General features: G+C 70.7%; 11 protein-coding genes. All 11 read right to left on the bottom strand.

The annotated features are described in order from the left end of the window. Positions 1-2 precede the first annotated feature (2 nt). The 11 genes from AB0I38_RS01760 to AB0I38_RS01710 all read right to left on the bottom strand — a co-directional run bounded on the left by AB0I38_RS01760 (position 3) and on the right by AB0I38_RS01710 (position 12,044). Positions 3-1,094 carry a lytic polysaccharide monooxygenase auxiliary activity family 9 protein gene (locus AB0I38_RS01760; protein WP_358460224.1) on the bottom strand — a complete coding sequence of 364 codons (1,092 nt, stop codon included), beginning with the start codon at positions 1,092-1,094 and terminating at the stop codon, positions 3-5. A gap of 143 nt (positions 1,095-1,237) precedes the next feature. Next, complete coding sequence (locus AB0I38_RS01755; RefSeq protein ID WP_358460221.1) at positions 1,238-1,759, bottom strand: pyridoxamine 5'-phosphate oxidase family protein; 522 nt, start codon at positions 1,757-1,759, stop codon at positions 1,238-1,240. A gap of 36 nt (positions 1,760-1,795) precedes the next feature. Further along, on the bottom strand, positions 1,796-2,611 hold the full coding sequence (locus AB0I38_RS01750) for a hypothetical protein (RefSeq protein ID WP_358460218.1): 816 nt from the start codon (positions 2,609-2,611) through the stop codon (positions 1,796-1,798). A gap of 142 nt (positions 2,612-2,753) precedes the next feature. Then, on the bottom strand, positions 2,754-4,376 hold the full coding sequence (locus tag AB0I38_RS01745) for a CotH kinase family protein (protein WP_358460215.1): 1,623 nt from the start codon (positions 4,374-4,376) through the stop codon (positions 2,754-2,756). Positions 4,377-4,383: 7 nt separating this feature from the next. Then, a complete protein-coding gene (locus AB0I38_RS01740; RefSeq protein ID WP_358460212.1) occupies positions 4,384-5,061 on the bottom strand; it encodes a DUF4956 domain-containing protein in 678 nt (225 codons plus the stop codon). A gap of 5 nt (positions 5,062-5,066) precedes the next feature. Continuing rightward, positions 5,067-5,957, bottom strand: a complete 891-nt coding sequence (locus tag AB0I38_RS01735) for a polyphosphate polymerase domain-containing protein (protein WP_358460209.1) — start codon at positions 5,955-5,957, stop codon at positions 5,067-5,069. A 96-nt stretch (positions 5,958-6,053) separates the two neighbouring features. Continuing rightward, positions 6,054-7,520, bottom strand: coding sequence for a sensor histidine kinase (locus tag AB0I38_RS01730; RefSeq protein ID WP_358460206.1), 1,467 nt, complete (start codon positions 7,518-7,520; stop codon positions 6,054-6,056). After that, complete coding sequence (locus tag AB0I38_RS01725) at positions 7,508-8,254, bottom strand: response regulator transcription factor (protein WP_358460203.1); 747 nt, start codon at positions 8,252-8,254, stop codon at positions 7,508-7,510. Before AB0I38_RS01725 ends, AB0I38_RS01730 begins: the two co-directional genes overlap by 13 nt. A 157-nt stretch (positions 8,255-8,411) precedes the next feature. Next, positions 8,412-9,743, bottom strand: coding sequence for a sulfate adenylyltransferase subunit 1 (locus tag AB0I38_RS01720; protein ID WP_358460200.1), 1,332 nt, complete (start codon positions 9,741-9,743; stop codon positions 8,412-8,414). 2 nt (positions 9,744-9,745) lie between these two features. Beyond that, positions 9,746-10,654, bottom strand: coding sequence for a sulfate adenylyltransferase subunit CysD (gene cysD, locus AB0I38_RS01715; RefSeq protein WP_358460195.1), 909 nt, complete (start codon positions 10,652-10,654; stop codon positions 9,746-9,748). Between the two features lie 55 nt (positions 10,655-10,709). Continuing rightward, entirely contained in the window at positions 10,710-12,044 is a 1,335-nt protein-coding gene (locus tag AB0I38_RS01710) for an MFS transporter (RefSeq protein WP_358460192.1), read from the bottom strand.

Below are 12,044 nucleotides of genomic sequence, written 5' to 3'. Positions count from 1 at the left end.
GCCTACGGGCTGGAGCAGGTCAGCGTCGGCGCGGGATCCGGAGCGGTGCCCGTGGCGTTGAACCCGAACGTGGTGGTCGCGTTCGCCGCGAGCTGCCCGTTGTACGCCGCGTTCTTGACCGCCACGGACGGCGGTTGCCCGGTCAGCACGCCGTTCCAGGGTGAGCCGTCGAATCCCTGGCCGCCGCCGTACGTCCAGCGGACCGTCCAGCCGTTCAACGTGCTCGCGCCCTGGTTGCGCACGGTCACCTCCGCCTGGAAGTGGCCCGGCCAGTTGGGGGTGGCGATGGTGCGCCAGGTGGCGGCACACCCGCCGCCGGTCGGGGTGACGGTCGGGGTCGCGGTGGGGGTGACCGTGGGCGTGACGGTCGGGGTCGGCGAGGACGTGCCGCCCGGACCCACACCGGTGACCTCGCCGTTGCCGCCGTCGAAGACGACGTCGGAGCAGCTGTAGAAGTTCTCCTGGCTGTCGGCGCGGATCCAGTGGATGTAGATCATGTGCCGGCCGGTCTTCCCGGACGGCAGCTGGACGTTCCAGTGGTAGTAGTTGAGCCCGCCCGGCCCGCCGGACTGCGGCGGGTCGGTCACGCTGCCGAACGACTCCAGATCGGACCACTTCAGCGGCCCGTTGGGGTTCCAGCCGTTCTTGGTGACGTAGTAGACGAACGAGCCCGGGTGCGAGGCCCAGTTGCTGTGCCGGACCTGGATGTTGGCGCCCGAGGTCAGGTGGGTCAGCGGCCAGTCGGAGCGGACCGCGTTGTAGGCGCTGAAGTCGTACGGCCCGCCGGTGCCGCCGCTGCAGAGCTGCCCGTCGGGGATGAACCCCGAGGTCCGGCCGCCGCCGTCGGAGCGCAGCACGGCGAACCAGTTGTACAGCGGAGTGGTGCCGCTCTGCGCGACGGCCGCCGCGCACGCGGGGTTGTAGGAGATGATCTGCCCGTTGTCCCGGAGCCCGTCCTGCCAGCACAGGAAGGTACGGGCGCCGGGGAACATCGTGACGCCGTGGGCCTGGACCTGACGCGGGATCATCAGGGCGGTGGTGACCAGGGCCACGGCCAGCGCGGCCACGAAGGCCGCCGACCGGAAGAGTCTCATGGGGATTCCCTTGTTCGAAACGACAGAGGAACCCGCCCACGACCTACCCGCCCGGCAGCAGTCGCGCGAACGCATTGAAACACGCGCGAGCCGGACCGGCAACGCGCGATGAAACTTTCAGCCGGGCCCCGCCGGCCGGTCGATCAGTCCTGCCGCCGCCCGTCGACCAGCCGGATCCCGCTGATCATCTCCACCTGGATGGAGATGACCTGGTCCATCTCGGGCTCGACCCAGGGCCGGAGCAGCTTCCGGTAGCGGGTGATGGCGGCCGGTTCGGTGACGAGCCGGGCGGTGCCGGTGACGATGACGCTCCAGCCCACGTGCTCGACCGGATCCAGGTCCTCGGCCTCGTACGCGACGACCGCGCCGCCCCGTACCGCCGAGTGGGAGACGATGGCGGCCCCCAGATGACTGCGGATGATCACCGCTTCCTCGTCGACGATGTGGTTCACCGGGCGGATCGCGGGCAGCGCGTGCTGGGTGAAGACGACCCGGCCCAGCGTGACGCTGCGGAGGAGGTCGAGGGACTCGCGTTCGGTCAGCTTCAGCGTGCGCCGGGGCGAGGGAGGGCCCGTGACGGACTCTGTGGGGGAAGGCGCTGGGGAAGGCATGGTGTCTCCCGTCTCGTGCTGCTGCTCCAGGCGGCCGCCAGCGGCCGTGCTCATCTCGGCTCCAGGCGGCCGGCGGGGATCGTGCTCATCTCAGGCACCTTGCAGGATCCGGTCGTAGGCGAGGACCGGGCCGTCCAGGCAGGCCCGCAGCACGCCCCCGGAGGGGGCGAGCCGGCACCGGCCGCAACGTCTGTTGCCGCACCGCAGGAACGAGTGGGCGGCCAGCTGAACCGAGGCGGCGGTCAGCCCCCGGTCGATCAGCGCCCGCGCGGTGTCGCAGGCCATCGGCCAGGGGCTCGCCACCAGGGCGATCGTGTTGCCGGGGTCGAGGTCCAGCTCGTCGGCGGCGGCGCTCATGTCCGGTCCGTGCGACAGGCGCACTCCGTCACGGCCGGCCAGGCCGCGCCACTCGGGCCGCGACAGCCAGCGTTCGCACCCTCCGGCCCACATGCGGACGCTCCGGACGCCCCGCGCCTCGGCCTGCTCGACGAGCGGGCTCAGCAGGGCGACCCCGGTGTCCCAGCCGATGAGCACCAGATCGCGACCGGCCACGGAGCGCAGGTCCCAGCCGGCGCCCATCGGCCCCCTGACCTCGATCAGGTCGCCGACCGCGCCCATGGTCTGCCCGCACGGCACGCGCAGCGTGGTCACCTGGACCACCGCGTCGCCGCACTCCTCGGCCAGGTCCGTCACGTCGACGGCGGGCACCTGCACCCCGCCCGCCAGGTCGAGCACCCAGTACTGCCCTGGCAGCGGCTGGGTGGCGGGCGCGTCCGGGCCGGCCTTGGGCGGGGACGCCGGTGCCAGGGACATGGTCACCCGTCCCGGCCCGTCGGTCCGCCGCTCCACGACCCGGTGCGGCCGGGGAGCCGTCGTCCATCTCCGGTCACGCTCGTCACCAGGCACGACAGCCTCCTCACGACCCATATCCGAATGGTTTTCACCACAGAGCACCATCAGGGTTCCGGCTGGTTCCGGGGACGGCTAGGGTCCAAAGTCCCCTTTCCTGCTCCCGGCATTCGTGTCCTCGGCTTTCGTGCCCACAGCGCTAGGGACCGCTGATCGTCTTGTCGGCTCCCAGGGCCTTGGCGCGGGTCTGGAGGGTGGTGCGCAGGGTGGCGGCCTCCTTCGTGGCGCTCGCCGTGTCGGCCCGCTCGTTCAGCCCGTAGGAGTCGAGCACGCCGTCCAGCAGCTTCAGCGCGGTCCCGTTGCCCAGCAGCTTGGCGTACAGGTCCCGGTACTGCTGCTCGTACAGCTGCTTGAAGGCCGGAGTCGCCAGGAACCTGTCCTTCAGCGCGTGACCCGTCCGCATGCCACCCGGCCCCTCACCGCCGGGCCGCCGCTGCCCCTGGCCAGGTGTCTGCGTCGTGGGCCGTTGCCCGTCCGGCCGGCGCCCGCCGAACCCCATGCCGATCGTGTCGTGCGGCCCGGCCTCGGCGTCACCGCTGAAGACCAGGTTGAGGTCCCAGCTGATCACCTGGAACTTCCGGGAGTCGAGGTCGTACCAGAGGTAGTAGTTACGCCCTGGGCCGGACATGTCGTCGAAGTTCAGCATCAGGTTCTGCAGGACGAGGTAGCGGGCGAACGACTCGACGTCCAGCCGGTCGGCGAGCCCGGCGGCGAACTCCTCGTCCGACGCCTGCTCCACCCACTTGACCAGGCCGATCACCGGCTGGAGATCCTGCTCGCCCTTCCGGTTGACCTGCTTGAAGTCCTGGGCGTACTCGGTCTGGTCCTCGCCCTTGTACGAGAAGCCGCTGGACGCCAGAGACTTGTAGAGCACGCCCGTGCCCAGCCGGGAGGCGTAGTCCTCGTCCAGATACTCCACCAGCAGCCGGGGAGCGGTGGTACGGCCGTTCACCTCGAAGGCGCTGTAGGCGAACCGCTGCGTCGGCTCGCCGGCGGCGTCCACGAGCGAGATGGCGAGCGACTCGTTGAGCAGCGTCGTCGACTGCATCGCGCCGGGCCGGACCGCGATCTGTGAGTGGCCCTGGTAGCGGCGGCCCTCCACGAACTCGTCGAAGCTGATCAGCCACGGCAGCTTCTCGGGCTCCTCCGCCTTCAACGACCCGCCGGGCCCGCCGGGCCCGCCGGGAAACCCGCCCCCTCCGGGCGGCTGCCCTTCGCCCTGCGGCCGGCCCTGGCCCTGTGGCCGGCCGTTCCCGGGTGGCTGAAAACCCTCCGGTGGCTGAAAACCCTCCGGTGGTTGGAAGCCCTCCGGTGGTTGGCCGCCGTCGGGGATGCCGGGCAGGCCGCGCCGGCGGGTCTGGCCGTTCCAGCTCAGCCCGCTCAGCGTCGAGTTGCCCTTGAGGCGGATCCCGACGCTCGGGATGGTGGTCCCGTCGATGGTCAGGTCCGCTTCGACGTACTTCTTGTCGCCGTCCTTGAAGTACTCCTGCAGCATGTCCTGGTAGCTCTCGTCGCGGAAGGTCAGCTTCACCTCGTGGGGCACGGAGGTGTCGAAGAGCTCCTTGGCCCCGGTGATGTTCTGGGTGACGGTGTCGGCCGAGGCCGTCTGGACGCGGGTGACGTACGGGCGGATCGTCCCGCTGCCGAAGACTCCCGCGCAGACGGCGAGGAAGGTCAGGCAGGCCGCCACGAGCTTCCAGTGCTGCCGGAGCCTGATCGGGACGCGGTGCCGCAGCCGGCGCCGGTTGGTGGGCTGGTCCACGGCGGGCCTACAGGTCCGTCTGGTCGTATCCGGTCAGCACGGTGACCGACTGACCGCTGTTGCGCTCGCGCAGGGCGGAGATCAGGTCGGCGGGCTCGCTGCCCTTCTTGATCTTGACCGTGTACATCAGCTCGGTCAGCGCCCCGGCCCTGATCGACTCCATGCTGACCAGCTCGAACTCGTCGGTGTGCCGGACGAGCACGTCCTGGATCACGGGCGTGTAGTCGTCGTCCGACGGCACCTGCACCTTGACCACCTGGCGCTGCACGTTGAGCGCGAACCAGTTGAATCGGTTCATGACCAGGATGATCAGCGAGATCGCCACGGCGGCGACCACGGCCAGTAGGTAGAAGCGCGTGCCCACGGCCATGCCGATCGCCATCACCAGGAAGATGAACCCGACGTCCCTGGTCTCCTTGATGGCGTTGCGGAAGCGGACCACCGACAGCGCGCCGACCAGCGCGAAGGCGCGGGCGATGTTGGAGCCGACGACCAGCATGATGAGCGAGATGAGCATGCCCAGGACGACCAGCGTCTGCACGTACGACTGGCTGTAGGACACATTGCGGTGCGTCGCCCGGTAGACCCAGCCGATCATGGCGCTGAGCACGAACGACAGCACCATCGCGATGGCGATGTCCGCCACGCTGAACGTGCCGGAAAGGTCCTGGAAGGTGAAGTCCATGGGGGTCAGGCCTCCGTCGAAGCGAACGACCGGTCGAGATCGAGGTCGTGGTCCGGAATGTGGAAGATCGACCGTGGCGCCCGTCCGTGGGCCTCCACGCTCTGGCAGTACTTGGACACCCGCACCACCTGCAGGTTCCGCTTGGCGGTCAGGTCGGTGAGCCAGTAGGGGACCCGCTCGTTCGCCTTGACCTCCATGATCGCTTTTCTGGGCGGGACGATGAACCGGTTCTCGGCGTCGGCGCCCAGGTGGAAGTCCCTGTCCCGGCCGCGGATGCGCTGGTCGAAGGTGACCCGCAACCCCACGTCGGCCTCCCGCCCCACGTAGGCGTGGCGCTGGTAGCCGGTCATCGCGGTGGTGTGCAGGTCGAGCCGGCAGACCAGGTCGAGGACCTCCTCCACGAAGCCGCGCGTGGAGGGGTCGTGCTCGATCAGCTCGCGCCCGTCGCACAGCCGCAGCGCGTCCCGGTACGGCAGGCGTACCCGCCGTTTCTGGGTGACCCGGTTGACCCGCTGCTTGATCTCGACGAAGACGGGGGTGTCCGGGCCCACCGCGAACCGGTCGCCGTAGTGCCGGATCCGCAGCTTCCTGCGGAACTTGAGACCCTCGATCTTCTCCCAGTAGAACCGCAGCTGCCGGGTGTCGTAGTAGACGCTCCAGATGCCGTACCCCTGGTCGCCGCTGTGCTTGTCGCGGTCGAGAACCTGCTCCAACTCCTCCCGGAGCTCGCCCACGAGGGCCGCGTCGACCAGGTACTTGATCTCGTAACGGTTGAACGCGTGCAGCTTGCTCGGTGCGCGCAGTGCGTGCCCGAGTTCGCCGGTGGCCGGGGACGGTACGCGCTGTCCGGTGGGCTCATCTGCGGGAGCGGCACGATTGCGGAGTCTTCGCAGCATGACTCTCCTTCCTTGACAGAAGGCATTTGACAGCAAAAACCTGGGAACAATGTGTGAACGACTCGCAAATCGGTGCTCACTCGACGGTGAACGGGCTCAGCCGCCTGTTGGCCCGGCGACGGGCAGGATGACGCGGAAGGCGGTGCCGCGGCCCCGCTCGCTGCGCGCCTCGACGCGGCCTTCGTGCGCCTCCACCAGAGCGGCCGCGATGGCCAGCCCCAGGCCGGTGCCACCGCTCTCGCGGGACCGGCCGGCCTCGGCCCGGTAGAACCGGTCGAAGACGTGGGGCAGGTGCTCGGGCTCGATGCCCGGCCCGTCGTCCCGCACCTCGACGAACGCGGCCCGTCCGGCCGAGGCGATCAGCGTGCCGGCGCAGGTGACGCCGGGCTCCGGAGGTCCGGGCGCGGTGAGGTGCCCGACCGTCACCCGTATGGCCGTGTCCGGTGGCGTGTGGGCCATGGCATTGGCCACCAGGTTGGCGACGACCTGGTGGAGGCGATGCTCGTCCCCGACCACCCGCACCGGGTGGTCGGCCGGCACCAGCTCGATCTCCCGATCCGGCTCGCGGATCCGCGCGTCGTGCGCCACGTCTCCGGCGATGACGCGCAGGTCCACGTCGCTCAGGTCGAGGGCGCGCTCCTGGTCGAGCCGGGCGAGCAGCATCAGGTCATCGACCAGCACGCCCATCCGCTCGGCCGCGCCCTCGACGCGTCCCAGGATGCGCGCCACCGCCGGGTCCCGCTCGCCCCGGCCGTGCCGGTACAGCTCGGCGAACCCGCGGATGGAGGTGAGCGGGGTGCGCAGCTCGTGTGAGGCGTCGGCCAGGAAGCGGCGCAACCGTAGCTCGGAGTCCTCCCGCCGGCGCAGCGCCTCACCCAGGCGTTCGAGCATGACGTTGAGCGCGTGACCCAGCCGGCCGGTCTCGGTCCGCGGGTCGCTGTCGGGCACCCGGCGATCGAGCTCTCCGGCGGCGATCGCGGTGGCGGTCTGCTCCATCCGGGTCAGCGGGCGCAGGCCCAGCCGTACCAGGGCGAGCGCCACGACCCCGAGCAGGACCAGGATCAGCGCCCCCGTCGCCACCTCGATCAGCAGCAGTTGCCGGACGGTGCTCTGACTGGCCTCCAGCGACATGGACACCGCCACCCCGTCGCCGGTCGGCGAGCGCACCACCAGCGTGCGCCAGTCAGCCGACCCCGTCGTGGCGGGGACGGTGATGGGCCGCGCCGGCACCGTGGCGATCGCCTCGGCCGGAATGGCGGGACCATCGGCGGAGCCGGTCGGCACATCGCTCAGCAGGGTTCCGGCCGGATCGTAGAAGGCGACCCTGAACTGGGTGGGCAGCTCCACGTTGCCTTCGCGGGGCCGCGGCGCGGGTGGCGGAGGCCGGCCCGTGCGGAAGGTGGTGGAGATCTCGTACAGCTGGGTGTCCACGCGCGCGATCAGCGACCGCTCCAGCAGCAGCACTCCGGCGCCGGCGAACACCGTCAGCGCGGCGGCCGACAGTCCCAGCAGGACCGCCAGCAACCGGTGCCGCAACGGCCATGGCCTGCCTACCGCCGCCACCGGGCTTCCCCCTGACCGGGCCCCTGCAGGCAGTAGCCCACGCCGCGCAGTGTGTGGATCAGCGGCGGCCCCTCGATGTCGATCTTGCGGCGCAGGTAGCTGATGTAGGACTCGACGATCCTGCTGTCGGTGTCGACGTCGTGGTCCCAGACCCGGTCGAGGATCTGCGCCTTGCTCACGACCCGGTCAGCGTTGATCATCAGGTAGCGCAGCAGGGCGAACTCCGTCGGCGACAGATGGATGCGCCGCCCCGCCCGCCGCACCGCGTGGGCCTCCTCGTCGAGCTCCAGGTCGGCGTAGCGCAGCAGGCCGTCGTCGCGGAACTCCTCCTGGGCGCCGGTGCGGCGCAGGATGGCCCGGATGCGCAGCACGACCTCTTCCAGGCTGAACGGCTTGGTGACGTAGTCGTCGCCCCCCGCGGTGAGCCCGGCGATCCGGTCGGCCACCGTGTCACGGGCGGTGAGGAACAACACCGGCGGCCCGCCGCCGTCCGGCCGCAGCCGCTGCGCCACCGCGAACCCGTCGAGATCGGGCAGCATCACGTCCAGCAGAATGATGTCGGGCCGTTCCTCGGCCACGCTCTCCAGCGCTCGCCGCCCGGTCGCCGCGGTGCGCACCCCGAACCCGTTCAGCTCCAGGGCGTCGCGCAGCAGCTCGCGGATGCTGGGTTCGTCGTCGACCACGAGCACCAGCGGACTCTCGGCGGGCCTCGGCCACGGGGTGGAGTCGTTCATGAAGCCGTTCTACCTGATGTCGCTTTGAATAATATGAGAGCTTTTTCGCAGTTGCCTGAACACGACAGGGAGGCGTCTCGTCGACCGCCGTGACGCCGTTCACGGCCGAGAACGAGCCCGCCTCCGGATCAGTGGCCGTACCGTCCCGGTTCCGGGATCAGCGGCCGGAGCGGGGGCCGATGATCATGCCGGCTCCGACGGTGCCGTTGGTCGCCTCGTCGATGAGAATGAAGGCGCCGGTCAGCCGGTTGCGGCCGTAGTCGTCCACGAACAGCGGCCGGGTGACCCGCAGGCTGATCCGGCCCACCTCGTTGAGGTCGAGGCCGCCGGCCTGCTCGTCGCGGTGCAGGGTGTTGACGTCGAGGCGGTAGCGCAGCTCCCCGACCACGGCCTTGGCGGTGTTGGTGGTGTGCTTGACGAGCAGCTTCATCCGGGGGGAGAGCGGCCGGTCGGCCGTCAGCCAGCACACCATGGCCTCCAGGTCCTGGGCGGTGTCCGGCCGGTTGTTCGGTCGCGCGATCATGTCGCCGCGCGAGATGTCGATGTCGTCGGCCAGCCGCAGCGTCACCGACATCGGCGGGAACGCCTCCGGCACCGGGCCGTCGGGGCCGTCGATGTGCGTGACCGTGCTGGTCAGCCCCGAGCCCAGGTGCACCACCTCGTCGCCCGGCCGCAGCACGCCGCCGGCCACCTGGCCGGCGTAGCCGCGGTAGTCGTGCAGCGCGGGGTCGTCCGACCTGTGCGGGCGGATCACGTACTGGACGGGGAAGCGCACGTCGATCAGGTTGCGGTCGGACACGATGTGCACGTGCTCCAGGTGGTGCAGCAACGACGGCCCGTCGTACCACGGCGTGTTCACGCTGCGCTCGACCACGTTGTCGCCGTGCAGCGCGGAGATCGGCACGAAGGTCAGGTCGCCGATGTCCAGCCGGGTGGCGAACGCGGTGAACTCGTCCCTGATCCGCTCGTAGACGGCCTCGTCGTAGCCGGCCAGGTCCATCTTGTTGACGGCGACGACCAGGTGCGGGACCCGGAGCAGCGTGGCCAGGAACGCGTGGCGGCGCGACTGCTCCAGGACGCCCTTGCGCGCGTCGACCAGGATGATCGCCAGGTCGGCGCTGGAGGCGCCGGTGACCATGTTGCGGGTGTACTGGATGTGGCCCGGGGTGTCGGCGATGACGAACGAGCGGCGCGGCGTGGCGAAGTAGCGGTAGGCCACGTCGATGGTGATGCCCTGCTCGCGTTCGGCGCGCAGCCCGTCGGTGAGCAACGCCAGGTCGGCGTACTCCTCACCGCGTTCGGCGCTGGTCCGCTCGACGGCCGCCAGCTGGTCCTCGAAGATCGACTTCGAGTCGTACAACAGCCGGCCGATCAGAGTGGACTTGCCGTCGTCGACGGAGCCCGCCGTCGCCAGCCGCAGGATGCCCGCGGTCCTGGGGACGGTCGTGGTGGCGGTGTTCGTGCTGGTGGTGTTCGGGGTGGTGGCCATGGCTAGAAGTAGCCCTCCTTCTTGCGGTCCTCCATCGCGGCCTCGCCGCGGTCGTCGGCGCGGGTCTGCCCGCGCTCGCTGACCCGGGTCAGCTGGATCTCCTCGATCACCTCGGCCAGGGTGGCGGCGGTCGACATGACCGCGCCGGTGCACGACGCGTCGCCGACCGTGCGGTAGCGGACCGTCGCCTCGAACGCGGGCTCGTCGTCGTCCCGGTGCGCGTACGGGGTGTCGTCCAGCAACATCCCGTCCCGCTCGAACACGGTTCGGGGGTGGGCGAAGTAGATCGACGGGATCTCCAGCCCGTCGCGGCGGATGTACTCCCAGATGTCCAGCTCGGTCCAGTCCGACAGCGGGAACACCCGTACGTGCTCGGCCGGTTGGATCCGGGTGTTGAACAGGTTCCACAGCTCGGGCCGCTGGTTCTTGGGATCCCACTGGCCGAACTCGTCCCGGAACGACACCACCCGCTCCTTGGCGCGGGCCTTCTCCTCGTCGCGCCGTGCGCCGCCGAACGCCGCGTCGAACCGGTGCCGTTCGATCGCGTCCAGCAGCGTGGTCGTCTGCAGCCGGTTGCGGGAGGCCCGTCTGCCGGTCTCCTCGGTCACCCGGCCCTGGTCGATGCTCTCCTGGACCGACGCGACGACCAGCCGGACCCCCAGCTCGGCCACCCGCCGGTCGCGGAACGCGAGCACCTCGGGGAAGTTGTGCCCGGTGTCGACGTGCATGACCGGGCACGGGATCGGAGCGGGCCGGAAGGCCTTCTCCACCAGTCGCAGCAGCACGACGCTGTCCTTGCCGCCCGAGAACAGCAGGACCGGCCGCTCGAACTCGGCCACGATCTCCCGGATGATCTGGATCGATTCGGCCTCCAGGACCTCCAGTCGCGAAAGCAGATGGGTGGTGCGCATGGGTGCTCCCATCGGTCGGGGACGGTCGGTCGGTTCACGTGTTCGTCCAGTCGGGTCACGCGGTCCGCCGGGGCGCGTGCCGCGGCCGGATCATGAACGCGATGACGGAGGCGACGGCGGCGGCCAGCGCGATCAGGGTCAGCCCGACGGGCAGCCCGAAGGCGTCGGACAGCAGGCCGATGGCGGGTGGCGCGGCCAGGATGCCGCAGTAGCCGAGCGTGGCCGCGAGCGCGATCCCGCTGGACCCGCCCGCCGCGCCGGCCTGGGCCATGGCGACGGGGAAGATGTTGGCCAGGCCGATCCCGGTCGCGATGATGCCGACGAACACCAGCGGCAACGAGTCGGTCATCGCGGCCAGCAGGATCCCTGCGCACGCGATCAACCCACCGGCCACCACGACGAGGGTGGGCCCGAGCCGCTCCAGCAGCCTGACACCGGACAGCCGCATGAACCCCATGGTGAGCTGGAGCGCGGCGTAGCCGGCCGCCGCGGCTCCGGGGCTGCCGGCCAGGTCCTCCCGGATGTGCAGCGGCATCCAGCCGTCCAGGGCGCCCTGGCTGAAGGCGGCGCACAGGCCGATCAGCCCGAACACCACCACGGCCACCCCGATCCGGCTCCCCGTCCGCCCGCCCGCGCCGCCTGGCGCGGTCGCGTCCCCGGCCCGCTCCGCCTCCGGGCCGCCCTCGTGACCGGCGCTCACGCCGTCGGGAGCGCCGGTCGCGGCGGCGTCCGGGGTGCTCGCCGGGTCGGCTTCCCCGCCGATCGCGTCGGCGCTCGGCAGCGGGTACGCCATCAGCATTCGCCCCAGGATCACGGTGGCGAGCAGCCCCGCCGGCACCATCAGCAGCATGTGCTGGGTCGGCGACAGGTACGGCGCGAGCAGCCCGCCGAGCGCGGCGCCCCCGAGGCTGCCGAAGCTGTTGGCCGCGTGGAAACCGGGCATGACGGGCCGGCCCAGCGCGGCGATCAGGTCGACCGCCACGCTGTTGACCGCCACGTCGATGCCCCCGTACGCGACACCGAAGATGATCAGTAGGAGCCCGAGCCCGACGGCGGAGTCGGTGAGGGTCGGGGGCACCACGCTGACGGAGAGCAGCGCGGCGGTCACGATCGTGACCCGGCGGCTGCCGAAGCGCCGGCAGAGCCCGCCGGTCGCCAGCATGGTGAGCACCGCCGAGCCGGTCATGCAGAGCATCGCCAGGCCGAGCGGCCCGGGGGAGGCGCCGATCTGCTCCTTGATCGCGGGAATGCGGACCGCCCACCCGGCGAACAGGAAGCCGGCCAGGGCGAAGAACAGGGTGACCGCGACCCGTAACCGGACGAGCGCGGCGGGGGACAGTTCCCGGTCCGGGTTGTCGGACCCCGTCTGGAAACCCTTGATCAAGGACAC

Source organism: Nonomuraea cavernae (genome assembly GCF_040655715.1).
Taxonomy (GTDB): domain Bacteria; phylum Actinomycetota; class Actinomycetes; order Streptosporangiales; family Streptosporangiaceae; genus Nonomuraea; species Nonomuraea cavernae_A.
This window is presented reverse-complemented; position numbering and strand designations above follow the sequence as displayed.

Bases quoted from the DNA above. Each gene is read 5' to 3' on its own strand.
- cysD (WP_358460195.1), bottom strand. From the start codon at position 10,654: ATGCGCACCACCCATCTGCTTTCGCGACTGGAGGTCCTGGAGGCCGAA.
- AB0I38_RS01755 (WP_358460221.1), bottom strand. From the start codon at position 1,759: ATGAGCACGGCCGCTGGCGGCCGCCTGGAGCAGCAGCACGAGACGGGA.
- AB0I38_RS01720 (WP_358460200.1), bottom strand. From the start codon at position 9,743: ATGGCCACCACCCCGAACACCACCAGCACGAACACCGCCACCACGACC.
- AB0I38_RS01760 (WP_358460224.1), bottom strand. From the start codon at position 1,094: ATGAGACTCTTCCGGTCGGCGGCCTTCGTGGCCGCGCTGGCCGTGGCC.
- AB0I38_RS01735 (WP_358460209.1), bottom strand. From the start codon at position 5,957: ATGCTGCGAAGACTCCGCAATCGTGCCGCTCCCGCAGATGAGCCCACC.
- AB0I38_RS01740 (WP_358460212.1), bottom strand. From the start codon at position 5,061: ATGGACTTCACCTTCCAGGACCTTTCCGGCACGTTCAGCGTGGCGGAC.
- AB0I38_RS01725 (WP_358460203.1), bottom strand. From the start codon at position 8,254: ATGAACGACTCCACCCCGTGGCCGAGGCCCGCCGAGAGTCCGCTGGTG.